This window comes from Mesorhizobium sp. DCY119 (assembly GCF_003590645.1).
GTDB lineage: Bacteria > Pseudomonadota > Alphaproteobacteria > Rhizobiales > Rhizobiaceae > Mesorhizobium_M.
Genome location: NZ_CP031834.1, coordinates 3,084,098 through 3,109,384, shown reverse-complemented (window position 1 = coordinate 3,109,384; position 25,287 = coordinate 3,084,098). Strand labels below are relative to the sequence as shown.

The following is a 25,287-nucleotide window of genomic DNA, read 5'->3' as shown; positions in this document are numbered from 1 at the left end:
ACAGGCCGTCGGCTAGACGCTGCTGCGTCCGGCCAGCGTATGATAGAGCCACAGCACGACGATGGCGCCGATAACCGAGACGATCAGGCTGTAGATGTTGAGGCCGGTTACGCCGGCCGCGCCGAAGAAGTTGAAGATAACACCGCCGACAACCGCACCGACAATGCCGAGGACGATGTCCATCAGCATGCCTTGTCCGCTTTTGTTGACGATTTTGCTGCCCAGGAAGCCCGCAATGAGGCCGAGAATGATCCAAGCGATGACCGACATACAGAATTCTCCTCCAACGTCAGACGACCGAGAGTTCCACAGGAACGAAATAAACACAACTGTTCGGTTGTGGGCTTGAAAAGCCGCTGCACAGTGCCACTATTGTAGGTGCGGGGGCGACAATCCTGGCACATGGAGGCCAATATGGGACTTTTCGACGACGCCGTACCTGGCGGCAATATCGCTAAACCCTTGGTTATCGCGCTCGGCGCACTCTTGGTCGGCAAGATGCTGAGCGGCAAAAGCAGCCAGCCAGCAGCACCTCAGGCTCCTCAGGAGCCGGAACCTGCCGATACCACGGCTGAAGCCGATGGTGGCCTTCTCGGCGGCCTTGGCGGGCTGCTCGACAAGCTGAAGGAAGCCGGACACGGTACCGCCGCCGATTCCTGGGTCGGCACCGGCGAGAACAAGCCAATCGCCGCCAACGATCTCGGCAAGGCGCTCGGCGCGCAGACGATCAAGATGATCGCCGAGAGAACCGGCATCAGTGAAGACGAGCTGCTCAAGCAGCTCTCCACGGCGCTTCCGGGCCTTGTCGACAAGCTGACACCGGGCGGACAGGTTCCAAGTCAGGAACAGGTTGCTTCGGCCTGGCGGAAATAGGCAGAAAAGCTTTTCCGCCAACAGATCGATTGCAGATCCTGCTTCGGCCTTCCGGAGCAGGATTTTTTGTCTCTGCCGGCCGCGAATGCGCTGCCGAGGATTTTGGCGATGATTTGCTGGGGAAATTTCAAGGGAAGATTGGTCGGAGTGGCCGGATTCGAACCGACGACCCCTTGACCCCCAGTCAAGTGCGCTACCGGGCTGCGCTACACTCCGATTTGGCCGTCAAAACAATGACTTAGCCTGATTTTTGTCCCTTTGTGAAAACCCGCTTTATTTGCCGGGGTAACGCTGAGGGTAACAAACTAGCCGAATGAGCAAGGGGTGCGCCCGTTCGACCGAGCGAACGGATAGCGCATGGCGTTGCAAAAGGAAAGGGGCAAAAAGCAACCCCGCTCGGCTTATCACGGCCTAACGGGGCAGATGCTTTTTCAGGTCGTTTAAACGCGGTCAGTGCCGGGTTGCGGCTCGGCTGCGCTCCCACGTTTCCAGATCGGACAGCCGCCACAACGGCATATGGCCGATGCGGATAGCTTCAGGGAAATGTGGGGGATGGTGCTTGCCGCTTTGGTCCGTGTAGCCGTTAACCCAGCGGTGCAGCGTCATCTTACTTATGCCCGCGTACCGGGCGCGGACTTGCTTCCCGTTCAGGAAGCGTTCTTCAGCGGGGTTTGTCCCCGCCTCGACAGTCATCAGTCACGAGCGGTGTGGCGGTCGTCTGCCAGCACCGGGGCCTCATTTTGGTTGGTCATAGGTTCTTCTCCTTGTTACCCCGGAAGCGTTACCCGGGCACATGCGGATCAAATGGTATCACTGCCCGGAGCCTTCAAGTCTACTCGTCCTCGTCGGGGTCGGTGTCGCCAATCAACTGACGCTCGGCAGCGCTGAGGTATCGGGAAAGGCCCGCTGCCACCATTCGCCTTGCGCTGGCCCGGGCGTCAGTTGTCTGCATGTTGGCGAGCACGCCGGGCTTGAACTTGAAGCGTCGCCGGGCCATCAGGCATCCTCCGGGACAAGCAACGCCAGCAGCGCCATGGCCTCGTGATGCGGTATCGGCACGGGTGTTAGTAGCGCGCCGGTGTCATCAATCACCTTGGCCCGGTTCGCCCCGCTGGAAAGCACCTGATAGCCGCCGCGAGCGGCGAGCACTGCGCCCTCCGTGGCGATATCAAGCTGGGCCTCGACTTCAGCGATTGCCGCATCCATGCGTTCTTTCTTCAGGCGTGCCCGGGCATGTTCCGCGACAGGATAACCGGCCCCTTCCGCGATGGCTTCAGGCAGCCTCACGCCATCCTCGTTAAGATAAACGCCGGGGGTGTCTGCGTACATGTAAACGTGCATGCCGCCCATATCTTGGTGCCGGCGGATATGAACGCCTCTATCAAGATCGATCTTCATTTCATTGCCTCCATGGTTGCCGTTGGAATGCCGGCCCGCTGGTATGCTTCGAGCTCCATTGGTGTCGGGCCGCTGCCCGGCAGTTTCGCCTTCTCAGCCTTCTTGCGCTTGTGCGTTTCGAGGATCAGGGCGGTGCGGTATTCGCCAAGCTTCGCGCCACGGCCTTCGTTTTCGAGCCGTGAGACAGTCGCTTTCGACAGGTTCGGCGCTACGAGTGCGCCGGCTTCCTCTTGGGTCAGGTCGAGGTCCACGCGCATCTTAAGAAGGCTCTGCGCGGTCGCTATGTCCTTCGGTGCGACTTCGCCAGCGTCTTCAGGGCGGAGCAGGGACACGAGGTTGATCCCCCGGGCCGAAAGCGCGGATAGGATGCTTTTTTCATAGCGGCTCTGGAAATCGTCCAGATCAGCCTGAAACTTCTCCACGTCCTGAACGCGTTCGGACTTCTCTTTCGCCAGTGCGGTCTCCAGCTTCAGCATCGGAGTAACGTATGCTCGGAGAACCGGCAGGTTGATTTCCCCCGCAAGGCTGACAACCAAGACGCGGACGCCGGAAGCGATAAGCCGGGAAACGGTCGCCAGAAGCTCCGAAGGTGAAGCCCCAAGCACGCCGGGTTCTGCCACGATGACGGTATCGTTCGGCTGGAGCTTGGTCATAAGAACCTCAAACCGGTGTCGGTCGAGCGGGCTTTGTTCTTCGATCCAGCCGCCACCTTCCTGCGTCGTGATCTTCAGCGCGTACAGGCTGGCGAAGTGCCGGCACGCCTCTTGCTGGCGTCGAATTTCAACCGTCGCGCCAAGGTGCTCGGTCGGGCGTGAGTAAGCGTAGGTTGCTGCCATGAGATTTTCCTTTCATCCTTGAGTTGATTAGCGGTGGAAGCCGTTGCGGACCTGCCAGTCCGACATTTCCTCGAACATGTCCGCTTCCGGTTCATCGGCCTTCGCCGGCTGGCGGGCGGGACGGCCTGAGGGAACGTTGGCGCTGTAATCGGAATAGCCGCTGTAGTCGGAACCGTAATCGTAGCTCTGGCCGCTGTTGTCGTTGTAAAGCTCGTCGGCTATGCGCTCGATAACCTCGTTCGGTCTGCGCTTTGCGAGATCAATCAAGTCAGCCGTCGTCATGCCGGAAGATGCCGCCAGCCGCTCCGCAGCCCTACCCACGGCATCCGGGTTGTTCGCGTATTCGGGATAGGTCACGCGGAAGTCGTTCCAGAGTGCGTCCGACGCCTTGTTGCCGCGCTTGGCGAGCTTGCGGCTCTCCGCAACATGATCCGGGGTGACAGCGTCGATCTGACGCCGACCTTCTGCGTAGAGGCGGACTTTTTCGCCAGCCGTCAGCCCTTCGCTGTCAAACAGCGGCTCTCCGTAGAGTTCCTTGTACCAGCGGCGTTGCTCGGGATCGGCTGAATACCTCCATGTGCTGCTATCGCCTTCATCTACGACGGGTCGTCCGCCGGAAAGCAACCCTGCCGGCAGGCGTTCGATGGTGCTTTGAAGCTGCTGATGAAGCTCCTTCTTGCGGGCCTCGTAGTTTTCCATCTTTTTTGAGAAATTCTTAGCCATGCGATGAGCCTCCTTTTGTTATCGTTTGAGACCAATTGAGTATAGATTGACGTTGTAGCGTCAAAACCAAGCTATCTTTTAGCATATTTCAGGAAATCGATCCACTTTCTCGTGGATTTTGCTGCCATTGTTCCGGGTGTAATCACGAGGAAGTTGATAAATACTGTGAGACCAAATAGAATAAGAACTTCAAATTTCCCCTAAATTGAAAAGGAGAACTTATGCAAAGTAAGAAGAAGCTTGAGCAGCTAACGACGCCGGGACAGCGCGGGTATTTCACCGTCCGTGAGTTCGCGGCCCTAACTGGCGTCAGCGTTCAGTGGCTCTATCGCGGCATTTGGCAAAAGGGCAACGGGCCCAACCGGGTCAGAGTGCCGGGCCGTAAGTCGGCTATCGACTACGACGAGGGTGTTCGCTGGGTGTCCCGATATCTGACCATGCGTACGGCGAAGCGGGTCCGCAAGGCGCATCCGCTGCCTCACCTAGAGGCCGCCGCATGAAGGCGCTGACCAACACACATGCCGGCATCATCAACCGCGAGCAACGCTTAGCCGCGCTCGCAAACAGCAAAGGAGACGACAATGGAAAACATGATCTTGACGACAACGGACCTGACCACGCTGACGAAGGCGCAACTCGACGCGGCGTCTACCGCCCCGGAAAACCAGTTCCCGGAACTGCTTGAAGCCATGATCGCGGAATACGCGCGCCGGGCGAAGTTAGCGGAGATGGCAAACAGTGTCCTGACCACAGGGACATACCATGAAGCGTGAAATGGCCCCCAGCGGGGCAGGCGGGCCCGTGGACGCGCACGCGGCTCGTCCGGGGCATCTTCATACCGCCGAGAAGGAAATCATTCCTATGCGGCTTATGGATGGGCTGGAGATCGCTGACTGGCTCGAAGCTGCGGCTGAGGCGTTTGGTGGGGTCATTCGGATCAACCCGCACCGCTGGCCGTCGCAGGTCGCCTCGTGTTGGGAGAACGAGCCCGACGATCTTATATGAGCAAGGCAAAAGAAAAGGGGCCAGTTTCCCAGCCCCTTGTAGTTGACACTCACTGTAAAAAGGACAACCCAAACGAGAAAGGATCATCCGTATGACACAAGTTGAATATAGACTTTCAGATGAAGAACTTCAAGAACGAGCAGAGATTGTAAATAGGACGACCGGGGATATTTCGGTTATTACCATATCGAAGTTTGCATCGCTTTCTGACTACGAACGTGGGCCAGATAAGCGACTTAGACTTAAGAACCCGGCAGGCGAACCAGAGAATGACAACAAGCCCGGCTCGGCTCCGAACTTTCGACTTTTGACCGTTTCCGACATCGCGCACCTGCCAGACCCTGAATGGCTAATCGACGGGCTTTTGCCGCAAAGCGGCTTCGTCGTCCTGTTTGGCCCTGCCGGTAGCAAGAAATCCTTCATTGGCCTCGACTGGGCTAGCTCTATCGCCACGGGCCTACCGTGGGCCGGCCACGCCGTGCAGCAACGGGACGTGGTTTACATCTATTCCGAAGGCGTATCGGGCCTGAAACTCCGCAACCGCGCTTGGCAGGACGACCGTCAGCGGGAACCGAAACGGTTGCTTTTCCAGCCCCACGGCATTGATGTTGCGAACCCGCGCGTGGTCCGGGATTTCGTCACCGCAATTGGCTCGAAAGGGTATCGTCCGGGCTTGCTGATCGTGGACACCTTGGCTCGCAACTTCGGCAATGGGGACGAGAACACAGCGAAGGATATGAATGCCTTCGTAACTGGCTGCGACGCACTCCGCTCTGCGTTTCCCGGCTGCACGGTGTTGGTGATCCATCACACGGGCAAAGACAGCCGTAAGGGTACGCGCGGTTCCACGGTGCTGATGGGCGCGGCGGATACCGCAATCGAAGTTCATAGCGATCCCAAAACCCCCACCGGGTACATCAAAGGCGAAAAGCAGAAGGACGCAGAACCGTTCGGCGCGATGAACTTCCGTCTTGTGTCCGCCGGCAAGTCGGCTGTCCTGACATGGAAGGTTGATCCCGAGTGGAGTGACTTTCTTGACCAGCCGGCGAAGCAGCGATCGTTGCCAAGGTCAGATAGTGCGGTTTTGGCAGCGCTGGACAAACATCCAGAGGGGCTGTCCTATACCGATCTGCTCAAGGCGTCGAAGCAGAAAAAGCGCACCTTCGATGATGCACTTACACGATTGAAAACAAACAAGAAAATCGAATTAGGTGCGGATGGTGTTTATGTGCGGATTTAGTGCGAAACCGCACAAACTTGGCATTGGTGCGGGTTTGTACGTGCGGAGGGGCTCTCTATAGAGCCCCGCACAAACCGCACAGCCCACGAATAGGAGGAAGGCGTGCAAGACCCTGTGTTTCCAGAATTCGAAGGTATCAACAATGAAAATAAGGAAGTGGATTTCCGCTTAGGCGAACCCGTTTACCGTGACAGCAAAACGCTTACGCTGGCGATCCTTTTCAGGCCAGATAAGAGAGGGTCAATCCGGGCCAAATCCGCTCTAAGAGCCTTGAAAGCCATGTGCGATGATCTACTGGATGAGATCAACGGCGTAGCAGGGACTCGGGATAAATACGGCATCCGCAAACTTAGTGCGGAGAAGGTGTTGGACAACGGTCCTCCCACCGGACTGTAGTGGGAAGGGGCGTATGGAAACGTCCCCGATCTTCTTCGCTAAAATGGAATTTCGTCCAGTTCTATCTCTAGGTTCAACTTCTGCTGAAAGGTGCCTTCTGCGGTCACGATCTCAAGCAACACTCTGCCCCTGATTGTGTAGCTCTCTTTGCGCTCCTTTTTGCCGAAGTTCGTCCATAAGGTTCGTTCGCCCGAAACACGAATTTGAGCCCAGCCGCCCGGAGACAATCGATTGTTGGAGGCCTTTACAAAATTCCGCTTTTCATAGTCTTCCAAGTTTGAATCGGTGGACGGGCATTCCTCTTGCGATTGCGAAAACTTCCATCCTTTTCGCGTGTGAAGGTAAATTGCCTCTATCTCGGGAGACTTCTTGTCCGTGTTGTTGTGAATATCGATAACTATTTCAATAGAACCCGTGTCCGCCCAAGAGACTTTTGTCAGCGACCCTTCCGCCGACTTAACTGACACGCTGAAATACGATGACTTCTTTTTTTCTGCCTCGGATTTCAACCACGCAATTTCTGTAGCCAGCTTTGCGCGAAGGGTTTGAATGGAATCTCCATACACCAAATGCCGATGGTGCTTCAGGTCGAACGGGATGTCCTTCGTGGACTTTGTCAGAAGAGTGCAAAGCTTGCCTTTGGCGTGCGCGTAGCCGACCTCATAGAAGACGTTCTCGTTACGGCCCGTCATGTCTGCAATGATGAAATCTGCCGCGTCAATCTGTCGGTAAATCCGTTCAAGCATTCCCTCTGCGTAGATTTGTTCGTCCACCCGTTCGGCGACCACGCCAAGCTGAGAAGCCACCTCTTTGATCCCGAGTTTGTATATATCGTCGAATGCCGCATCAAACGGCATGAGTACGAACGCGAATGGCTTTGGTGTTGTCATCTAGCCCCATCTCCCAATGCGGGCGAACTTAACTAACAACGTTTCCCTGACAAGCGGAAGAACAGTGAATATTCCGTGACCATGGGGATAACTGTTGGGGATGGGGATAACTCAGAACCAGCCTCGGGCGGAATGAAGGTGTCTTTACCAATCCACCCTTCCATAACGATAGGACCATTGCAGTTCGCGAGGTGGCACGCCGCGCACGGTGCCGGCTTGATCGAGGCCGGATAGCCTCCAGCACGAGGAGTAAACCTGACCCGGATTGATAATCTTATCATCCTGTATCGTTTGGCTGAACACTACACTGGATCGCCCGGCGATATGTGCCGTCAGATCGATTGAGTATTTCGTAACCGTCTTAGTTGATTTATTGGAGAACGTTACCTGAATTGGATAGGCAGATGAGCATTCCGCCTCGCTATAGATTACTCCGATGCTCATACGCTCCAGAACGTTCTCACGGTTCCGGCGTGCCTCTAGGATATTCAATACGAAGAAGACTATCAGCCCCGCCACAGCAAGCAAAATGAAGCCCGCTGCTCTTGGAAACATTGCGACCAGAACTATTGCGACAAGTGCTATTCCAACAAAATGCATAGTTTCCCCCTATGCGCACAACTTAACATTCCGCAAATCTGCAATCTAGCTGTGCTCCGCTGGGCGGCGGCAGCGCTGAGTGAATAGGAATTTGTTCTTGCTTCGTTCTCATTTAAGACGTATCGTTCCCGTCATGAGCGACGACACACCCAGCACCCCGGAAGCGATCATCCTGCGCCTGAAGTGGCGGCAGACGTGGCCTGAGAAGGAAAGCGACTTTGTTTGCGAGGTCGCTGACTTCCAAGGCAGCGTTGGCCGCATCTATCTGTTTGACACCGGCCCGCAACAGGGCTCGTGGTTTTGGGCGATGCAAGCTCATGGTGACGATGTCAGCCGGAATATCGGAAAGCTTTCAGGCGTTGAGCCCAGCGCACGGGAGGCGGCTCGCGAGGTCGAACGAGCTTGGTTCGCAGCGATAAAAGGGAGCCGCTACGAGCTTTCCAATGTCGCTCCCCAGCCGGAAGCGGCGCGGAATGCATATGCAGCGGCCAAGGGCCGGTGAGGCATTGCCGCAAGCGCGTTAGACGGCTCTGAAACGGCTGCGACTAAGGCTTTGCGGGCTATTGTGGCCGTCTTTCCGAGCCCCTTTTGCCGGACAGGGAGCGGGGAGCGAAGCGACCCTCGCGGGCCGTTTGCCGATTTCCGAAATCAAATCAAATCGCTAGCAGAGTGTAACCGGCGCTGGCTAAGTTTCATGGACCCGCCGTACTGGTTTTGGATTTTGCTTTTTGTATTTTTTGAATTTCCTAAGTCATTGTTCTAAAAGTGATTTCGAGTTTCATCGGTAGACCTAGGGTGTTGGAGCCTCCAAGGCCCCGTCGCTCTCCGGTACTGGCATGGGGGAACCCCCCGGGGTAGGGTTGCTTCGCGCAAAAGACCCCCACCCCCCTGCCGTGCGCAGTGTGCTTGCCGTTACCCTGACGATACCCGTTCGGGTAACATGGCTTTGGTGCGGGAAAGAAAGAATAATAATATCAATAAGATAACAGAAGACCTCTGCCCGTCTTGCCTTGTCTCTAAGTCATGTGCGCGTCTGTCAAAGCGGAGGATCACGTTGAACCCGACCGGCATTGACCGCGAGCGAAGACGCCGGGAGCCTAGACAAGAAAGGTTTCGGCCTGCTTTCCCCTACGGCCTTCAGATGCCGGACTTGCGGTCCAAGTCCTTGTGCGTGAAACCGGGCAGACCCAGCCGTTGCAGGCCCTAGGCGCGTTCAGCGGCCCGGCTACGTGTCTCAGCCAGCGCCATCGGCAGAACGTCCGCGCTAGGCTTGTCGCTGACAAGGCCGGTCAGGAACGCGGCCCAGTTTTCCAGCGCCTCGCGCTTCTCCTTGTCATAAGTGTAGCGGTTGTAAATCTTCGCCACGCCTTTGATCAGACCGGACTTATGGTTCAAGGCCGCTTCGATCACGTGCGGTGCGGTGCCTAGTTCGCCCATGCCGCTCGCACACGTGCGGCGCAGATCGTGCAGGGTCCAATGCGGTAGTGGCTCAACGCCTTCCGGGTCATCGCCACGCTGCTTTGCTTCCTCTGCCATGATCCGGGCCATGGCTAGGTCTAGCCGGTCCTTGGCGCGACTGTAGCCCGTCGAAGCGGTCTCACCTCCGGTCATGGTGAAAAGATAGCCGGCTTTGCCGCCGCTCATGGGCAAGGCGGTTTCGATGATTTCAACTGCGAGCGGGGACAGCGGTACGCGGTGCAGTTCGCCGTTCTTGGTCCGGTCGCTCGGCAGGGTCCAAAGCTTCTTGTCGTCTAGGTCCAGTTCCTTCCGGGTCATCTTTGCGACTTCGGCCCGGCGCTGTCCCGTGACCAAAAGGAGCCGGAACATAGGCCCGAAGGGATACTCCATGCCGCTTGCGGCTTTCCAAAAGAGGCGGATTTCCCCATCGCTCAGGACACGCTCGCGTTCCTTTTCCTCCACGGGGCGCTTAACGCCGTCGCACGGCGAAACGGAAATGTCCCCGTCTTGAGCGACGAGCCATCCGAAAAAGGTCCGCAGCGTGGCAAGCACACGATTGGCCGTAACCGGGGAGCCGCGTTTGACGATCCCGTCTAGCAGCGTCTTTACGTCCGCCTTGGTGATGTCCCGGGCGCGGCGGTCACCCCACTTCGGGTTTATCTCGGCTTTGAATTGCCGCTCCACTTCGGCCCATGAGCGGTTTTTCGGCTTGGCGTAGCGCTCGACGTAGGCCGCGCCTAGCGTCCGCACTAGATCGTCGTCGGAGAGCTTTTGCTTTGCCCGTTCGGTTTTCTTCTCAACCGATGGGTCGCGGCCTTCCTCAATGGCCTGCCGAATGTTCGCGGCCATGGTGAAGGCTTCCGCGAGGGTCATTGGCACGCCTAGAGACAGCTTATCGGGAGCCTTGCCTATGCGCTGAAAGAGGACTTCGCCCAGTGTCAGCTTTGCCGGCTTGTCATTGAACCGATAGCGGAGCGCCCACGACTTTTTGCCGCTCGGCTGGATCACGAGATACAGACCCGAGACGCCACCAACGGGAATTTCCATTCGCTTGTTCGGGTCCGGTTTCAGCTTCTCAATAGCGAGAGCAGTGAGTGCCTTGTTGCTTGCCACCTGCGCCTCCGGGGTAATGCAGGGGTAACAAAACCGGGTGATAAGGAGTGTTACCCCATGCGAATATCAGAGGGTCACAATAGGCTTAAAACCGCAGAATTTCAACGAAAATAAGGGGTATGATGATTTGACTTGAGACCCGGTGAGACCCCTAAAATCATGTCCCCCAGTCAAGTGCGCTACCGGGCTGCGCTACACTCCGGACCGGTTGCTGTCTATCTGCATATGCCTTTGTCGGTCAACCGAAATTCGCGGCTGTGACCGAGTTCGTTGTGCATCTGCGCGAATGGCGTGCTGGTGCCGGTATTCCAGCCCTATCCCGCCCCAGATCAGGCCGAGCAGGAGATAGAAATGCCGCCAGTGATCGGTGTCGATGAAGGTGCCGAGTGCGATATGGCCGATCAGCACGACATAGGCGCATAGGACGTAAGGCTGCCATGGCCGGTCACGGAACAGGATGCGGAAGCCACCTGCTAGCGTCCAGCAGATCATGGTCAGCCAGGAGACGAAGCCGAGCCAGCCGTAATCCATCAGCGCTTTCAGCCAGATGTCGTGCGTGTCCTCGCCGTAGATCTGGCCGAAGACCAGTGGGCCGATGCCGAAAGGCTTTTCAAGTGCCAGCATGAAGCCGATGCCATAGCGGGCGAAACGGCCGAGGCGGGCGCTGTCGTAGTCCTGCGCGAGTTGGGCGCGTGCGGTGAACAGTTCGGCAACGCTCGGTATCTGCAGCGCGATCAGCAGGGCCAGCGCCAGAAACAGAAATGCCGCAACGCTCATGACGACGATGCGCAGGCGGAAGCGGCCGCTCGAGCTTTGCAGGAACAGTGCGCCGGTGAGCAGGATCGCGGACGCGCCGAAAAGCCCCCAGGCGCCGCGCGAAAACGAGAAGAAGATGCCGCCGACGATGATGAGCAGCGGCACTGCGTAAATGAACATTTTCGCAGGGCTGCCGGTCAGCAGGCGGTGAAGCAGGTAGATGCCGGGCAAAGCAAGAAAAGGCCCGAAGACGTTCGGGTCCTGGAAAGCGCCGGCGGCGCGCTCATATTTGGTGAACATGTCCGCACCGGGGAAGGCGTGGAAATAACCCAGTATGCCAAGCAGCGAAGTCGACACCGCCGCAATGACATAGGCCAGGAAGATGACCCGGTAGAGACCGGGCTGCATCTCCGTGACGGCAGCGAAGAACACGGCCGTAAACGCGAGGAACAGCGACACGGCCAGATAGAGCGGCGTGTTCATCAGGTCCGACATCTGGCTCATGGAGATCATGCCGCCGATATTGAAGGTGACCAGCAGCACCAGAAGCGGCACGACGGAGCGCGACAGGCGGAGGCCGAACAACGCCCATATGGCGATCAGTCCGGCCATATAGAGTTCGTACGGGGCCGGTTCGTTGATGACGAAGCCCGACAGAAGCACGCCAAGGCCGACCGCGCCCGACGAGATCAGCGCGATCAGCTTGGCGTTGACCGCGGCTCGCGGCAGTTCATGGGTGATCGCGCTCAATAGGCGTTTTCCGTGTTGAGCAGCCGCACGGGCGTCAGGCAAAGGATTTTCAGGTCCAGCCAGAGCGACCAGTTCTCTATATAGAACAGGTCATATTCGGTGCGCATCCTGATCTTCTCGTCGGTATCCATCTCGCCGCGCCAGCCGTTGATCTGCGCCCAGCCAGTGACGCCGGGCTTCACGCGATGGCGGGCGAAATAACCGTCGACGACTTCGTTGTAGAGAAGGTTGTGCGATTGGGCGGCGATGGCATGCGGGCGAGGGCCGATCAGCGACAGGCTGCCGAACAGCGAATTGAAGAATTGCGGCAACTCGTCGATCGAGGTCTTGCGGATGATGCGCCCGACGCGGGTGACGCGCGGATCGTTCTTGGTGACGCTCTTCTTTGCGGAGGGGTCCGACATGTCCGTGTACATCGAGCGGAACTTGTAGACCTCGACGATCTCGTTGTTGAAGCCGTGGCGCTTCTGCTTGAACAGAACCGGCCCCTTGCTGTCGAGCTTGATGGCGATTGCGGTTGCCAGCATCACCGGCGAGAAGACGATGATGCCGAACAGGCTGAAGATGATGTCGAAAGCGCGCTTGGCGACCGAATCCCAATCGTTGATGGGCTTGTCGAATATGTCGAGCATCGGCACCGAGCCGATGAACGAATAGGATCGCGGCCGGAACTGCAGCTGGTTGGAATGCGCCGACAGCCGGATATCCACCGGCAGCACCCAGAGCTTCTTCAAAAGCTGCAACACGCGCGCTTCGGCGGTGATCGGCAGCGACACGATCAGCATGTCGATGCGGGCGATGCGCGCGAATTCGATCAGCTCGCTGACATTGCCGAGCTTGGGATAACCGGCGACGATGGGCGGCGAGCGCTTGTCGTCACGATCATCGAAAATGCCACAGATGCGGATGTCGTTATAGGGCTGCTGCTCGACCGAGCGAATGAGGGATTCTGCGGATTTGCCACCGCCGACGATGACGGCGCGGCGTTCCATCCGGCCGTTGCGCGCCCATTGCCGGATCACGCGCGAAAGGATCAGCCGCAAGCCGAAGATCAGCGCGAAACCGATGACGAACCAGGAGCCGAACAGGAGTCGCGAGAACCCTTCCGAAATCTTGAGAAAGAAGCCGGCAAGCGCCAGCAGCGCGAAGGTGGCCGACCACATCAGCAGGATGCGCCCGAAACTGGAGAGCGGACGCATCAGCGCGGAGATCTGGTACAGATCGTTGAACTCGAGGAGGATCACCATCAGCAGCGAAGCCGCGCCGATAATGACCGGATAGTGCCAGAACAGATGCGTGGTCAGCCCGACATGGAACGCGAAGAGCGCGAAGCCCGGCAGGAACAGAAGCATGAATTCAACGAGGCGCATGACGCCGCTGACCATGATCGGCGACATCGTATCACGGCGATATTGCGAGGCGACCTGTAGCGCAACCTTGTTGAGCTTGACGGGCTGGCCTGAGGAGCCAGCGTCAACTTTCCGGACCGCATTGATCGAAAAGCGGTGTGGAGGTTCAATCTCGTTCATGGTCAAGACCCGCAGATTACGGATCATATCTAACAGTCAGGGGCTAAGAAACCCTTGAGACTATCGGTCGCTTCAGACCATCCTTCGGCTCGGAAATCTTCCGGCCGAGGGCCGCGAAATAGGTCTTTTCGATCTGCGCGGCCATGACGTCGGCGCCGAACCTGGCTTTCAGCTCGACCGGTGTCGGCATGAGGGCGCGGTAAGCGTCGGGATCGAGAAGCGCTTCGCTCATCTTATCGGTCAGTTGGCTGGTCAGGGGATAGACGAGCGCCGGCGAGCCGATGCCGAAGATTTCGGGGATTCCGCCAACGGCAGTCGCGATCATCGGCATGCCGGCACCGAGCGCTTCGAGCACGATGTAGGGCATCGCCTCGGCGCGCGAGGGAACGACGATAAACCGCGCCAGTGAAAAGGCTTTTCGCGCCGGCATGGGCGGCAGGAAGCGCACCCGGTCGGCCAGATCGAGGCGCTTCACCTGTGCGTGGTAACGCGGCAAATCCTCGCCGTCGCCGACCATCACGGCGGTGACCTTGCGTCCGAGTTTTGCCTCGGTGGCGGCGAGCGCGTCAATGAAGAGGTCTGGGCCCTTCAGATCGCGCATCATGCCGATATAGAGGAAATCGGCGGCGTCTGCTGCAGCCGGGACGGGTTCGAATTCGGCGGCGCGAAGACCGTTGTAGACAAGCCCGTGCGGCGGGCGCGGCGTGCCGATCTTGCGGCGGAAGGTTCGCTGCTCATAATCCGAAACGAACAGCAGGTGATCGGTGAAACGCTCCATCAGGCGTTCGAGCCCGAAGAACATTTTTCCCGTCGTGGTCGTTTCGTCGTAGTGCAGGCTGCCGCCATGCGGCGAATAGAGGCGGGCGACGCGAGACCTTGAAACCCGCAACAGCGAGCCGAACATGCGGGCATAGACGCCACCCTTGGCGCCATGTCCGTGCAGGACGTCCGGCTGCAATTCCTTGATGATCCTGTATGTGCGCCAGGCGGCGGTCATATCGCCGGGGCCGATATGGCGCTGCATCGGCGTGCGCCATATGCCGAGCGCCAGCATGTCCTTCATGCCGGAAAACAGGCGTTCCTCATAGTCGCCGCCGGTGGTCGAATCGCAGACGATGCCGACCTGGTGCCCGGCCGCTACCTGAGCCTCGGCGAGATCGCGGACATGACGGAAGATGCCGCCGACCGGCGAGCGAAAACAGTGAACGATACGAAGCCGTTCGCCCGCGCTCCTCTCGCTGCCATTTGCATGCTGGTTCATGGTCTCTTCCGTAAGTCGAAACCAATCTTACGGACGATGGATTAAAAAAGACGTTCGCGAACGTAGATTGTGTCGCCGGGCAGGAGAGGGTCTGAAGTCACGACCCTTCCGGTCATCACCTTGCCGTTGATATCGCGGGTGATATCGACATTCGCCTGGTTGGCGCGCGCCGAGAAGCCGCCGGCAATGGCGATCGCCTTTTGCACCGTCAGGCCCGGAACGTAGGAATACTGGCCGGCAGCGCCCACTTCGCCCATGACGAAGATCGGACGGTAGCGATCGATTTCGACCGAAACATCCGGGTCGCGCAGAAAACCCTGCCGCAGCTTGGCGGCAAGCGCCGCCTCGACCTGCTGGGCGGTGTTGCCGCGCGCCGGTACCGCACCGACCAGCGGGAAGGCGATGTAGCCAGACTGATCCACGCTGTAGGTGTTGGTAAGGCCTTCCTGTTCGAACACCGTCACACGAATGCGGTCGCCAGCGCCGAGCCGGTAGGGTTGGTCAAGCGCTTCATGGAAGGCTGCCGGCGCTGGGCGATAGCTGGAGCAGCCGGCAAGCAATGCCGCGACGAGCAGTGCGTGAAAGGCGGGGCGAAAGCTTTTCATGGCCGGACGGACACCTTTGGCTGAGCGCTGGACTCAAGTTCAGCGACTTCGATGTCGCTGTTATCATCCTGTTAGGGTTAATGCCCGGTAAAGCCCGCTGCTCTTTTGGGTCGATCCGACTACGTATAGTTGCATTAGGGTCGGCTCATTAACGCTCTATCAATCAAGGAAAACAGATTCTTTCCAGCATCTTAACCGATGGGTTACCATAGATGTTTACCATAAGAAGCATCCGATACTGGAGCAGGATGCATGTCAGGCGCTCAATCAACTGCCAACGATATCGATGTCGATCTTGGAAAGCTCTTCGCCTCGCTGGCGAGGAACTGGCTGCGCATCCTGCTGGTCGCGCTCGTTGTTACCGGAATTGCTTTCGTCCTCGCCTGGATGGCGACGCCGCACTACAAGGCCGAAACCCGCATCCTGATCGAAACCCGCGAATCCGTGTTTACCCGGCCGGATACGGGCAATGCAGAGGCTGACCGCCCGATTCTCGACGAGGAAGGGGTAACCAGTCAGGTCGAGGTGATCTCGTCGACCGACATCCTCAAGCAGGTATCGCAGAAGCTCGGCCTTTCGAAGCTGCCGGAGTTCGATCCCGCCGCCAATATGTCGCTCGCGACGCGGTTGCTGGTGATCGCGGGCCTGAAAAGCGATCCGCATGAAATTCCTGCCGACGAGCGCGTTCTGAAGGCATTCCGCGAGAAGCTGAAGGTTTATCGCGTTGAAAAGTCACGCGTTATCGTCATCGAATTCTCGTCTGAAGACCCAAGGCTTGCAGCCGAGGTGCCGAACGCCGTTGCTGACGCCTATCTGTCGGTGAGCCGGGATGCCAAGCTCCTGTCGAATTCCGACGCCACCGACTGGCTGGCGCCCGAGATCGCCGACCTCAGCAAGCGCGTCAAGGAAGCCGAGTCGCGTGTTGCCGACTATCGCGGCAAGTCGGATCTGCTGATCGGACAGAACAACGCGGTCCTGTCGACGCAGCAGCTTTCCGAACTGTCTTCCGAATTGTCGCGGGTGCGTGCCAGCCGTGCGGCATCCGAGGCAAACGCCGAAAGCATGCGCAAGGTGCTGCAAGGCGGCGGTTCGGTCGATGCGTTGCCGGGCGTCCTGTCGTCGCCGCTTATACAGCGGCTGCGCGAGCGCCAGGTGCAGCTCAAGGCCGATATCGCCGACCTGTCGACGACACTGCTGGGGAATCACCCGCGCGTTCGCGCGCTTAATTCGCAGCTTGCAGACCTCGACCGTCAAATCCGCATCGAAGCCCAGAATGTGCTGAAAAGCATCGTGACGGAGGCGCAGACCGCGCAAATGCGCGAGAGCCAGATCGTGGCCGATCTCAATACATTGAAGGCCGCTTCCGCACGCTCCGGCGAGCAGGAGGTCGAACTGCGCGCATTGGAGCGGGAGGCGACTTCGCAGCGGCAACTGCTCGAATCCTACATGACCCGCTATCGCGAGGCGGCATCGCGCAAGGATCGCAACTATCTGCCGGCCGATGCCCGCATCTTCTCGCGCGCCGTCGTTCCCGCGGAGCCATACTTCCCGAAGATCGTGCCTATCGTGGGTGCTGCCTTCGTCGCCTCGCTGCTGCTTATGGCTGTGGTGACGCTTCTGCAGGAATTGTTCTCCGGCCGTGCAATGCGCCCGGCGCCCGGTGCGCATTTCGAGCCGGTCGAGCAGGTGGCGATGCCCGTCCTCGAAACGGAGCCGCATGAGGAACCGACCGCGAAGGAATATGATCAGGCCGCGCCGATCGTTTCTTCCGAAGCGGAGCCGGATATCGAGGATGATCACGGCGAACTGTCCAGGCCTGAGCGCATGCTGGGCGAGATCGGCATCGAGCGCGCCGCTGAAAAGCTGATTGCCGGTGGCGCCATGCGCGCGATTTTCGTGTCGCCCGAGGGCGACGAGGCGGCTGCGACCTCGGTCATGGTTGCCCGCGAGGTCTCGGATGCCGGACTGCGGGTGCTGCTTCTCGATCTTACCGCATCGGGTGCTGCTTCGCGTCCGATGCTCGACAGCGGCCACTATCCCGGCATAACCAATCTGCTGTCGGCGCAGGCGCAGTTCACCGAAGTCATCCATGCCGACCATTATTCCGATTGCCACGTCATTCCGGTAGGCACTGCCGATCCGGTTCGAGCCATGCGCGCCGCCGATCGCCTGCCGATCATCCTGGAATCGCTGACGACCGCTTACGACATCGTCGTGGTCGAATGCGGCCCGATCGATGCCGATGGCATCCGCCGGCTTGTCGGCGAGGGTACGGAAATCTTCATCAGCATGCTGGAGCCGGACGACGAGGTTCTGTCAGCCGCCGACAACCTGCGCGAAGGCGGCTACCACGGCTTTATCCTGGTGACGCCTGCCGGCTACGAATTGCCGACTTCGCCGGTCCCCGGCAGGAACGTGGCGTAAGCGCCGCATTCCCTTCGTTTCCGTTGGATCACTCTTCTGCCGGCGTCGCCGTTCCGCCTGCAGCCCGCTTGCGCACCGCCTTTGCGATCTTCCAGACAAACGGGCTGTTCTTTACGAACGCCTTGAGGCGCGCGGTTGCTCGCGTGCTGGCCGCGAACATCCGCCCCTTGGCCGTGAGCGGCAGGACGATGTCGACATGGCGCGTTTCGATATCGCACCAGAGCCGCTTGTACGGCTCGTCGCCGACGCTGAAATCGTAGATGCCGAAACCGTCAGCGCAGGCGGCATTTATATTGTCATAGAACAGGAACTCGCCGGGGCTGGTGGCCGCCAGTTCATCGTCGGAGATCGCGCCGAACTCGCAGATGAGGCGCTTGCCGCATTGGCTGGTGCCGGTGACCGCGCGCAACACGCCGCCGACTTCGAGCGCTTCCAGCGTAAAGATCGGTTGGTGGGTTTTCACGCTCTCTGCAAACAGGGCATGGAAAAATGCCTGCAGGTCAGGCTCTTCGAAAACATTGGCGATACCCATCTTGCGGAAGCGTTCCACCTTCATCGCAAGGAATGCGTCGAACAGGCGCTGCGTTTCATCGCTGGTTTGCGCGATGAGACGCCGATAGCCGCCGGCTGCCTCGAATTTCCGCGTCTGCGCCCGATGCTTCTTGCGCTTTCGCTTGGCGCTCGTGCGCTCCAGAACGGCGTCGAACCCGCCATCAAGATTGACGCTGAGCGCGATGTTCGGGGTGGGGGCATGGGGAAGGGCGAGCAGGGGATTGGCAGTGCTGTCGAGGTCGGTGGCGACGCGCTGGAGCATAAGGGCATCGATATCCGGCCGCGCCTTGCCGATAGCCTGCGTCAGGCTGATGATGTCGGCCTCGCTGGCCGACTGGAGCCATCTCGGGAGGGCAGGTGCGAAATTGCCGTTGGCATGCGTGCCTCCCATGAAGCGGGCGACACGAAATGGCCCGACCTTGACGACTTCCAGCGCCAGGGCGAAGACCGCCTGCTCATTGCTGGTGATCGTTGCGATCAGACTGTCGGGGCGTATCTGCCTGACCCAGTTTTCGACCCAGAGCGCGCTCTGGGCGGGCGCGAAGACGCCGTTTGCGCAGAGCCGCGCATAGGAGGAGAGTGCTTCGGGCGTGGCCGTCGAAATCTCCGCCTGCGTCGCACGGGCATCCTGGCGAGCCGAAGCACGCCCTTGCGCGGACGGTTCGATTCCAAATGACGCGGTGGCGTCAACCATACCTCAATCCTTCGCGGCTAATGCTGGTCGCCTGTCTTGCCGTAGGAAGGCGCTGTTTCAACGGATTGTAACGCCAAAAGGTGAATTAATGATCGACGGGGGCGATACGTTGCGCAGACTGGTGCTGAACGCGGTCGGATATTCCGGCCTGGCGCCGCTCGCCCGTCCGCTCGTCGGCGGCATCGGCGCGATCCTGATGCTGCATCGGGTCACCGCCAACCTTGAAAGACCCGACGGCGCCAATCGCCACCTCAACATCGCGCCGGCCTTTCTCGATGCGCTGATAACCGACATGAAGGCAGGCGGCACCGAATTCGTGACGATGGACGAGGCGCTGGAGCGCGTGAAGCGCGGCGGCAAGGGCGGCCAGTTCGCCACGCTCACCGCTGATGACGGCTACCGCGACAATCTAACAGAGGCGCTGCCCGTGCTGGAAAGGCACGGTGTGCCGATCACCATCTACATCGCGCCGGCCTTGATCGACGGCACCGTGGATTTGTGGTGGGAGGTGATCGACGACATCGTCAACGCCCGCGACATGCTGTTCCTGAATACGGCCGAGGGCCGTGTGACGATCGACTGCTCGTCGCCAGCCAAGCGGGCAGAGGCCAATGCGCGGCTTCAGGAATATCTGACCATCGACGTGCGCGAGGAGGACCAGCGCACGGCCTTGCACGAACTGGCGCGCTCATGCGGCGTCGATCCGACCGGGCCGGGCAGGAAGACGCTGATGGGCTGGGAAGAGGTGAGGGCTGCTGCCGCCCACCCGCTGGTGACGATCGGCGCGCACACAGTGCACCATTACAGTCTCAAGCGATTGAACGAAGAGACGGCAAGGCGCGAGATCATCGATGCCGGGCGCATTCTCGAATCCGAGCTTGGCGAGAAACCGCGCCATATGGCGTACCCTTACGGTTATCCGAGCGCGGTGGGCGAGCGCGAGGTGGCGCTGGCGAAGGCTGCCGGCTATGCCTCGGCGGTGACGACGCGCCATGGTGTGCTGCGGGCCGACCACGCCGGACACCTGCATGCGCTGCCGCGCATCTCGATCAACGGCCGCTACCAGCGCGTTTCCTATATCCGCACGATGCTGTCGGGTATCACGACGCCCCTGGCGAATGCCGGCAAGATGCTCGTGACTGTATGAGGGTCAGGGCTTCGGCCGTGGCTCGATAATCAGCCACTTGATGATGCCCATCGCCGGCACCACCCAAAGAATGCCGCTGAACAGGAAGAAGGCCAGATGCACCAGTGGGCCGGATTCCGACAGCTGCGCCACCGCCACCGTCGTCGCGACCAGCGCGTAGACGATGACCAGCACGATCAGCAGCACGGTTCCGATGAGTTTTTTCAGGCGAATGGGCATGGTTCTTCCTTCGCCGTCCTCCTAAAACTTCTCAGGTCGCTGCGCAACCCGAGAGAAGCCATTGCGCCATTCCGGGCGGAAAACCGCTGCACACTTTTCCGGGAATTGCTTGAGCGCGACGGCGTGTCGCGTGCATGATAGCCTTGTAAGAGCTGTCCCGATGGTCCACCAATCGCCGCGTTTCTAACGGTTTGGAATTGAGAGCCATGGCCGCAATCGCCAACGCTGCACCGCTTGCCTCGCACGACCGCGAACAGCGCAACCGCACCTATGTGCGCGGCTGGCTCTATGTCGTGCTCGTCGTGCTGTTTGCGCTGGTGATGGTCGGCGGCGCCACGCGCATGACCGGCTCCGGGCTCTCCATCACCGAATGGAAGCCGATCCACGGCGTCATCCCGCCGCTCAACCAGGCCGAATGGCAGGAAGAGTTCGAAAAATACCAGCAGATTCCGCAGTATGAGCAGATCAACAAGGGCATGAGCCTGGATGAGTTCAAGGGCATCTTCTGGTGGGAATGGGCGCACCGCCTGCTCGCCCGCGGCGTCGGCTTCCTTGTCGCCATTCCTCTAGCCTTCTTCTGGCTGTCGGGCCGCCTCGAGCGCGGGCTGAAGCCGCGCCTCGTTGGGCTTCTGGCGCTGGGCGGGCTGCAGGGCGCGATCGGCTGGTGGATGGTCGCCTCCGGGCTTTCCGAGCGCGTATCCGTCAGCCAATACCGGCTGGCGACGCATCTGACGCTGGCCTGCATCATCATCATGGCGACGGCCTATATCGCGCGCGGCGTGGCGACCTATTCGGAGGCGCCGGCAAATCGTGGCGTCCAACGCTTCGCCGGCATCATGGTGCTGCTGGTGCTGATTCAGATTTACCTCGGCGGCCTTGTCGCCGGCCTGCATGCCGGCCTCACCTACAACACCTGGCCGCTGATGGACGGTGCCGTCATTCCGGGGGACCTGTTCATCATCGATCCCGCGTGGCGCAACCTGTTCGAAAATCCCAAGACCGTGCAATTCGTGCATCGCATGTTCGCCTATTCGGTCCTCGTCGCGGCCATCTGGCATGCCTTGGTGACGATGCGGGCGCTTCCGGGAACCACGCATGCCCGCCGGGCCTGGGTGCTGGTGGCGCTCATTCTGGGGCAGGCGGCGATTGGCGTCGGCACCCTGCTGGCGCAGGCACACATTCACTGGGCGCTGCTGCATCAGGGCTTTGCCATGATCGTGCTGATCTTCGCGACCGCGCATTGGCGCGGCACCAAGGGTGCTTATCCCTTGCCGACCGAGATTTCCGTCAGAAGTTAGCCCGCACCGCACGTACCGCCGCCACGACGGCAAGCTCGCTCGTCTCTTCGGCTTCGTTTTCGTCTTCCGCGTGCCAGGATGACGACAGGCAGCCCCATGCAATGGCATGATCGAGGATCGCGCGCGGGTTTTGTCCGAGCACGCGGGCGAAAACCTCGGCCATATAGGCGATGCGCTCCGGGTCCAGCGAGAGATCGTGACGATGGAGCGGGTTGTAGAAGAAGTTCGCCGCGTCGAAGCCGGGATCGCCGAGAAGGCCTTTCGGGTCGATCACCAGCCAGCCGCGTTTTCCGTGCAGGATATTGTCGTGATGCAGGTCGCCGTGCAGCACGCGCAGATCATGCGGGTTCGACAGCAGGCGTTCGGCAATCTCCGCTGCTTCCCGATAAGGGCTGTCATTTCCAGCGTCGCGATCGGCCTTGGCTTTCGTGAACAGGCTGGCGAAACGTTCCCTGAGGGGCTGCAGCTCAACCGGAGGAGGGGTGTCGGATGCTGAAAACAGTTCAGCCATCACCTCGACCGCGATATCGGTCGCGTGCCGGTCGCCATGCTCGTTCAACTCGTCGGTGAGCAGCCGGTCGCCGGCATACTCGAGCAGCATGTCATGCCCCTCGAAGCCTAGCAGCCGGATTGCTCCGGCGCCGTCTCGCCACGACAGATAATGCGCGCCGCGCAATTCGTCGGCGACGTCATCGAACGGCTTGAGCGCTTTGACCACGGCAGGGTCGCCATTTTCCTGGCGCACCTTCCAGATGCGGCTCGAAAATGTTTCTGCAATGAGGACCGGGTCGCTGATCTTCCAGCGACCCGGAAAGGCAGGCCGGTCCATTCAGTGCTTCAGCCCGAGCATCAGATCCATGTTCTGGACGGCAGCACCCGAGGCTCCCTTGCCGAGATTGTCGAGCAGCGCCACCAGATTGACCTGACCCTGGCCGTCGGTGCCAAAGACATAGAGCTTCATCAGGTCGGTGTCGTTGAGTTCCGTTGGATCGAGGCGCGCCAGCTTGGCGCTTTCGGCAAGCGGCACGACCTCGACGATGTCTTGGCCGGCATAATGCGCTGCCAGCGCCGCATGGATGCCGCCGAGCGTCACCGCGCCATTGAGGTCGCCCAGATGCAGCGGCACCTGCACGATCATGCCCTGCGCGAAACGGCCGACGGACGGTGCAAAGATCGGCTTGCGGTCGAGCAGGCCATGCTGCTTCATCTCGGGAACGTGCTTGTGCGCCAGCGTCAGGCCGTAGAGGAAATGCGGCGAGGCGATATGCTCCGGGTTTGCCGGGTCTTCCATCTGCGCGATCATCTGCTTGCCGCCGCCGGTGTAGCCCGAGACGGCGTTGACGCTGACGGGATAATCCGCCGGCAGGATGCCAGCAGCCACCAGCGGGCGGATCAGCGAGATCGCGCCGGTCGGATAGCAGCCGGGATTGGCGACGAGCCGCGCCTTGGCGATCAGCGCGCGCTGCGCGCCGTCCATTTCGGCAAAGCCGTAGGCCCAGTCGGGATGAACGCGATGCGCCGTCGACGTGTCGATGATGCGCGTCGAGTTCTTGCCTTCCAGGATTGCGACGGCCTCGCGCGAGGCGTCATCCGGCAGGCAGAGAATGGCAAGGTCGGCCGACTTCAGGAAATCGGCGCGCATGTCCTTGTTGCGCCGCTCGGCTTCCGGGATAGACAGGACATCGAGATCGGATCGTTCGGCAAGGCGCGTGCGGATCTGAAGGCCCGTCGTGCCGTGTTCGCCGTCGATGAAGATTTTCGGTTTCATGCCCTGTCGTCCGTTAAACTGTGCAATTCCAAGGAGATGAAGCCGAAACCGGATTCATCTCCTCAATTTGGTCAACCCGCCTTCAAGGCGTTTTCGCGAGCCTTTCGCTCGGCCAGCAGACCGAGATATTGCATCGCCACCGTCGCCCCGGCAATCGCGGTAATATCGGCATGGTCGTAGGCCGGCGCAACCTCTACGACATCAGCACCGACAATGTCGATCTGCGTCATCTGGCGCAGCACCGAAAATATCTTGGCCGTTGATGGTCCGCCGGCAACCGGCGTGCCTGTGCCGGGCGCGTAGGCCGGGTCGAGGCAATCGATGTCGAAGGTGACGTAGGTCTTCTTGCCGCCGGTGCGCTCGGCGATCGCATAGGCGATGTCGGATGCGCGCATGTCTTCGACTTCATAGCCGTAGATGATCTTGATGCCGAAATCGTCGGGCGCATGGGTGCGGATGCCGATCTGGATCGAGCGATCCGGGTCGATGATGCCCTCGCGTACGGCACGGGCCACGAACGAGCCATGGTCAATGCGCTTGCCGTCATCGTCCCAGGTGTCCTGATGGGCGTCGAACTGTACCATCGCCAACGGGCCGTGAATGGCGGCATGGGCCTTCAGCAGCGGCCAGGTGACGAAATGATCGCCGCCGAGCGACAAAAGGAATGCACCGGATTTCAGAATCTTGGTCGCTTCGCGCTCGATAGCTCCCGGCGTCTTCTGGTGGTTGCCGGTGTCGAGCAGGCAGTCGCCATAGTCGACGACGCCGAGATTCTCGAACAGATCGAGATGAAACGGATATTGCGGATCGCAGTCGAAGATCGCCGAAGCGCGGCGGATCGCCTGCGGGCCGAAGCGCGCGCCGGAACGGTTGGTGACGGCGGCATCGAACGGAATGCCCCAGACGACGGCGTCGGCGCCCTTTACGTTCTTGGTGTAGCGGCGGCGCATGAAAGAGAGCGCACCGGCATAGGTCGGATCGCCCGAGCGACCGGTGTTCTTGTTGGCCGTGAAAGCATGGTCAATGGATTTTGCAGGCATCACGATTTCCTAAAACTTGTCTTGTGACGGGCTGATGAAGCGGCGCGGAAATTGCGCGGCTTCGGTGGGGAAATGAATTCGCCCCGGCTCTATTATCACCGGGACAGGAAGCGGACCATCTTGACGCAGACGGCATTCCTCGATGGGAGCTCCTTCATTGATCTTGCCGCGAATGCGGCCTTTGGCGACCGCCGCCGAATGGTTCGAAATGCTCGTTCCTGGCGGGGTTTCTGCGCTCTCCTGGTCGCGCTTTCTCATTTTCCAGCGACGGGATTCGTTTCGCAGAGCGCCTTCATCGGCTCATCTTTCCCGTTTGTCGACTTTTTTTTCGCCCACCGGTGCATGCCTGCGGTCCGGCGGGCCGCGAAAATGTAGCCGGCGGCGTTCACCGCGCTGTCACGCGCTGCCTTTATCTCCTCGCCACATCAAACCGGCGAGGAAACGATTCTCATGCGGATGATGTGGCTGGGTGCGGCTGTGGCCGCTTTCCTCTTGCAAGTCTCGACGCCGGCGTCGGCCCAGAACGCGCGTATCGATCAGATCATCGATCGCTTCGAGCACGCCAACCAGTGGCGCGACCACGTCATGATCGTCGCTCATCGCGCTGGCTGGAAGGCCGGTGGAAAAATCACCCGCCCGGAGAATTCAATTGCCGCGATCCGTCACTCGATCGACTTGGGCGTCGAGATGGTCGAGTTCGATGTCTAGAAGA

Annotated in this window: 29 protein-coding genes and 1 tRNA gene; 11 read left to right on the top strand and 19 right to left on the bottom strand. The window is 59.8% G+C overall.

The window, feature by feature from the left end; all coding sequences use genetic code 11:
- Nucleotides 1-12: 12 nt before the first annotated feature.
- Complete coding sequence (locus DZG07_RS15205) at nucleotides 13-270, bottom strand: GlsB/YeaQ/YmgE family stress response membrane protein (protein WP_091917792.1); 258 nt, start codon at nucleotides 268-270, stop codon at nucleotides 13-15.
- Nucleotides 271-414: 144 nt separating this feature from the next.
- On the opposite strand from DZG07_RS15205, the gene DZG07_RS15200 reads away from it, so the two are divergent.
- Nucleotides 415-873, top strand: coding sequence for a YidB family protein (locus tag DZG07_RS15200; protein WP_091917791.1), 459 nt, complete (start codon nucleotides 415-417; stop codon nucleotides 871-873).
- A 139-nt stretch (nucleotides 874-1,012) separates the two neighbouring features.
- Here the strand turns inward: DZG07_RS15200 and DZG07_RS15195 are convergent.
- The 5 genes from DZG07_RS15195 to DZG07_RS15180 form a co-directional block, all read right to left on the bottom strand.
- Nucleotides 1,013-1,089: transfer RNA gene (locus DZG07_RS15195), tRNA-Pro, on the bottom strand.
- 616 nt (nucleotides 1,090-1,705) lie between these two features.
- Nucleotides 1,706-1,870 (bottom strand): hypothetical protein, encoded by a 165-nt coding sequence (locus DZG07_RS23890; protein WP_162931632.1) that lies wholly within the window; start codon nucleotides 1,868-1,870, stop codon nucleotides 1,706-1,708.
- Nucleotides 1,870-2,271, bottom strand: coding sequence for a hypothetical protein (locus tag DZG07_RS15190; protein ID WP_119818325.1), 402 nt, complete (start codon nucleotides 2,269-2,271; stop codon nucleotides 1,870-1,872). Before DZG07_RS15190 ends, DZG07_RS23890 begins: the two co-directional genes overlap by 1 nt.
- Nucleotides 2,268-3,107: a recombinase family protein gene (locus DZG07_RS15185; RefSeq protein WP_119818322.1), complete on the bottom strand. Its 840-nt coding sequence runs from the start codon at nucleotides 3,105-3,107 to the stop codon at nucleotides 2,268-2,270. Before DZG07_RS15185 ends, DZG07_RS15190 begins: the two co-directional genes overlap by 4 nt.
- A 27-nt stretch (nucleotides 3,108-3,134) precedes the next feature.
- On the bottom strand, nucleotides 3,135-3,830 hold the full coding sequence (locus tag DZG07_RS15180) for a hypothetical protein (RefSeq protein WP_119920271.1): 696 nt from the start codon (nucleotides 3,828-3,830) through the stop codon (nucleotides 3,135-3,137).
- A 221-nt stretch (nucleotides 3,831-4,051) separates the two neighbouring features.
- On the opposite strand from DZG07_RS15180, the gene DZG07_RS15175 reads away from it, so the two are divergent.
- The 5 genes from DZG07_RS15175 (at nucleotide 4,052) to DZG07_RS15155 (ending at nucleotide 6,471) form a co-directional block, all read left to right on the top strand.
- Nucleotides 4,052-4,330: a hypothetical protein gene (locus DZG07_RS15175; protein ID WP_119818316.1), complete on the top strand. Its 279-nt coding sequence runs from the start codon at nucleotides 4,052-4,054 to the stop codon at nucleotides 4,328-4,330.
- 81 nt (nucleotides 4,331-4,411) lie between these two features.
- Complete coding sequence (locus tag DZG07_RS15170) at nucleotides 4,412-4,603, top strand: hypothetical protein (protein WP_119920270.1); 192 nt, start codon at nucleotides 4,412-4,414, stop codon at nucleotides 4,601-4,603.
- Nucleotides 4,604-4,691: 88 nt separating this feature from the next.
- Nucleotides 4,692-4,835: a hypothetical protein gene (locus DZG07_RS23885; RefSeq protein ID WP_162931631.1), complete on the top strand. Its 144-nt coding sequence runs from the start codon at nucleotides 4,692-4,694 to the stop codon at nucleotides 4,833-4,835.
- A 91-nt stretch (nucleotides 4,836-4,926) separates the two neighbouring features.
- Nucleotides 4,927-6,075, top strand: coding sequence for an AAA family ATPase (locus tag DZG07_RS15160; protein ID WP_119818308.1), 1,149 nt, complete (start codon nucleotides 4,927-4,929; stop codon nucleotides 6,073-6,075).
- A 102-nt stretch (nucleotides 6,076-6,177) separates the two neighbouring features.
- Nucleotides 6,178-6,471, top strand: a complete 294-nt coding sequence (locus tag DZG07_RS15155; RefSeq protein WP_119920268.1) for a hypothetical protein — start codon at nucleotides 6,178-6,180, stop codon at nucleotides 6,469-6,471.
- 38 nt (nucleotides 6,472-6,509) lie between these two features.
- Here the strand turns inward: DZG07_RS15155 and DZG07_RS15150 are convergent, their stop codons facing one another.
- Nucleotides 6,510-7,361 (bottom strand): hypothetical protein, encoded by an 852-nt coding sequence (locus tag DZG07_RS15150; RefSeq protein ID WP_119920267.1) that lies wholly within the window; start codon nucleotides 7,359-7,361, stop codon nucleotides 6,510-6,512.
- 144 nt (nucleotides 7,362-7,505) lie between these two features.
- Entirely contained in the window at nucleotides 7,506-7,961 is a 456-nt protein-coding gene (locus DZG07_RS15145; protein WP_119818300.1) for a hypothetical protein, read from the bottom strand.
- Between the two features lie 133 nt (nucleotides 7,962-8,094).
- Here DZG07_RS15145 and DZG07_RS15140 point away from each other — a divergent pair, with 133 nt between their 5' ends.
- Nucleotides 8,095-8,463 (top strand): hypothetical protein, encoded by a 369-nt coding sequence (locus DZG07_RS15140; RefSeq protein WP_119818297.1) that lies wholly within the window; start codon nucleotides 8,095-8,097, stop codon nucleotides 8,461-8,463.
- 701 nt (nucleotides 8,464-9,164) lie between these two features.
- Here the strand turns inward: DZG07_RS15140 and DZG07_RS15135 are convergent.
- The 5 genes from DZG07_RS15135 to DZG07_RS15115 all read right to left on the bottom strand — a co-directional run bounded on the left by DZG07_RS15135 (nucleotide 9,165) and on the right by DZG07_RS15115 (nucleotide 15,433).
- Nucleotides 9,165-10,532, bottom strand: a complete 1,368-nt coding sequence (locus DZG07_RS15135; RefSeq protein WP_245429494.1) for a site-specific integrase — start codon at nucleotides 10,530-10,532, stop codon at nucleotides 9,165-9,167.
- Nucleotides 10,533-10,724: 192 nt separating this feature from the next.
- Nucleotides 10,725-12,038, bottom strand: a complete 1,314-nt coding sequence (locus DZG07_RS15130; protein ID WP_245429493.1) for an O-antigen ligase family protein — start codon at nucleotides 12,036-12,038, stop codon at nucleotides 10,725-10,727.
- Nucleotides 12,035-13,567 carry an undecaprenyl-phosphate glucose phosphotransferase gene (locus DZG07_RS15125; RefSeq protein ID WP_091916847.1) on the bottom strand — a complete coding sequence of 511 codons (1,533 nt, stop codon included), beginning with the start codon at nucleotides 13,565-13,567 and terminating at the stop codon, nucleotides 12,035-12,037. The genes DZG07_RS15130 and DZG07_RS15125 overlap by 4 nt, the downstream gene beginning before the upstream one ends.
- A 43-nt stretch (nucleotides 13,568-13,610) precedes the next feature.
- Nucleotides 13,611-14,828: a glycosyltransferase family 4 protein gene (locus tag DZG07_RS15120; RefSeq protein WP_119818294.1), complete on the bottom strand. Its 1,218-nt coding sequence runs from the start codon at nucleotides 14,826-14,828 to the stop codon at nucleotides 13,611-13,613.
- A 41-nt stretch (nucleotides 14,829-14,869) separates the two neighbouring features.
- A complete protein-coding gene (locus tag DZG07_RS15115; protein ID WP_091916658.1) occupies nucleotides 14,870-15,433 on the bottom strand; it encodes a polysaccharide biosynthesis/export family protein in 564 nt (187 codons plus the stop codon).
- 252 nt (nucleotides 15,434-15,685) lie between these two features.
- On the opposite strand from DZG07_RS15115, the gene DZG07_RS15110 reads away from it, so the two are divergent.
- Entirely contained in the window at nucleotides 15,686-17,857 is a 2,172-nt protein-coding gene (locus DZG07_RS15110) for an exopolysaccharide transport family protein (protein WP_119818291.1), read from the top strand.
- Nucleotides 17,858-17,885: 28 nt separating this feature from the next.
- On the opposite strand, the gene DZG07_RS15105 is transcribed toward DZG07_RS15110, so the two are convergent.
- The gene (locus DZG07_RS15105; RefSeq protein WP_119818288.1) at nucleotides 17,886-19,103 is read right to left on the bottom strand and encodes a GNAT family N-acetyltransferase; all 1,218 of its coding nucleotides are present in this window, start codon (nucleotides 19,101-19,103) and stop codon (nucleotides 17,886-17,888) included.
- Between the two features lie 88 nt (nucleotides 19,104-19,191).
- On the opposite strand from DZG07_RS15105, the gene DZG07_RS15100 reads away from it, so the two are divergent.
- A complete protein-coding gene (locus tag DZG07_RS15100; RefSeq protein ID WP_119818285.1) occupies nucleotides 19,192-20,250 on the top strand; it encodes a polysaccharide deacetylase family protein in 1,059 nt (352 codons plus the stop codon).
- A 3-nt stretch (nucleotides 20,251-20,253) separates the two neighbouring features.
- Here the strand turns inward: DZG07_RS15100 and DZG07_RS15095 are convergent, their stop codons facing one another.
- Nucleotides 20,254-20,469 (bottom strand): DUF2842 domain-containing protein, encoded by a 216-nt coding sequence (locus DZG07_RS15095; protein WP_091916662.1) that lies wholly within the window; start codon nucleotides 20,467-20,469, stop codon nucleotides 20,254-20,256.
- Nucleotides 20,470-20,675: 206 nt separating this feature from the next.
- Here DZG07_RS15095 and DZG07_RS15090 point away from each other — a divergent pair, with 206 nt between their 5' ends.
- A complete protein-coding gene (locus tag DZG07_RS15090) occupies nucleotides 20,676-21,767 on the top strand; it encodes a COX15/CtaA family protein (RefSeq protein WP_119818282.1) in 1,092 nt (363 codons plus the stop codon).
- On the opposite strand, the gene DZG07_RS15085 is transcribed toward DZG07_RS15090, so the two are convergent.
- The 4 genes from DZG07_RS15085 to DZG07_RS23880 all read right to left on the bottom strand — a co-directional run bounded on the left by DZG07_RS15085 (nucleotide 21,757) and on the right by DZG07_RS23880 (nucleotide 24,833).
- A complete protein-coding gene (locus DZG07_RS15085; protein ID WP_119818279.1) occupies nucleotides 21,757-22,596 on the bottom strand; it encodes an aminoglycoside phosphotransferase family protein in 840 nt (279 codons plus the stop codon). The two genes, DZG07_RS15090 and DZG07_RS15085, sit on opposite strands and share 11 nt — an antisense overlap.
- The gene (argC, locus tag DZG07_RS15080) at nucleotides 22,597-23,535 is read right to left on the bottom strand and encodes an N-acetyl-gamma-glutamyl-phosphate reductase (RefSeq protein WP_119818277.1); all 939 of its coding nucleotides are present in this window, start codon (nucleotides 23,533-23,535) and stop codon (nucleotides 22,597-22,599) included.
- A gap of 71 nt (nucleotides 23,536-23,606) precedes the next feature.
- A complete protein-coding gene (gene speB / locus DZG07_RS15075) occupies nucleotides 23,607-24,575 on the bottom strand; it encodes an agmatinase (RefSeq protein WP_091916666.1) in 969 nt (322 codons plus the stop codon).
- Between the two features lie 9 nt (nucleotides 24,576-24,584).
- Nucleotides 24,585-24,833 (bottom strand): hypothetical protein, encoded by a 249-nt coding sequence (locus DZG07_RS23880; protein ID WP_162931630.1) that lies wholly within the window; start codon nucleotides 24,831-24,833, stop codon nucleotides 24,585-24,587.
- A gap of 192 nt (nucleotides 24,834-25,025) precedes the next feature.
- Here DZG07_RS23880 and DZG07_RS24425 point away from each other — a divergent pair, with 192 nt between their 5' ends.
- On the top strand, nucleotides 25,026-25,283 hold the full coding sequence (locus DZG07_RS24425; protein WP_348626380.1) for a hypothetical protein: 258 nt from the start codon (nucleotides 25,026-25,028) through the stop codon (nucleotides 25,281-25,283).
- The last annotated feature ends 4 nt before the right edge of the window (nucleotides 25,284-25,287 follow it).